Origin of the sequence: Bartonella capreoli (assembly GCF_902813205.1) — a bacterium.
Classification (GTDB): domain Bacteria; phylum Pseudomonadota; class Alphaproteobacteria; order Rhizobiales; family Rhizobiaceae; genus Bartonella; species Bartonella schoenbuchensis.
Genome location: NZ_CADDZX010000297.1, coordinates 1 through 414, shown reverse-complemented (window position 1 = coordinate 414; position 414 = coordinate 1). Strand labels below are relative to the sequence as shown.

The window sequence follows — 414 nt, the reverse complement described above, 5'->3', positions numbered from 1 at the left end:
AGACATGTATTTTAGTAGAAGAAATAAAAGATGTTTTTTATCATAAGGAGATAAACAAAAATAAAAATCCCTACGTACCTGATTCATGAAATTGTTTATAACCTGCAATCTATCCTTGACTTTAGTTTAAATATTAATAATTGGGAGCTTTTTTTAAATCTTCTATAACTTTTGTTCTGCCTTATTCATATACCTAAATTCGCAATTTCCCAATCCTTCGGAAGGTACTTTATCATGACTGAAATCAGCACGACCTTCGACTTCAAAAATTCTTCTCCTGAAGCTCTTGCCGAAGAATTAAAAAATTATCATTTTGCGGACTCAATTGATATCATAAATGATCTCGATATCATGGAGCGTGTAGCTATTCTTAGCCTTCTACCTCTTGATTATGTTATTGAACTCTTTGATAAA

General features: G+C 30.9%; 1 pseudogene. It reads left to right on the top strand.

The window, feature by feature from the left end:
- Positions 1-234: 234 nt before the first annotated feature.
- Positions 235-414 (top strand): annotated as a pseudogene (locus J7R05_RS08510) (magnesium transporter); the annotation flags it as partial.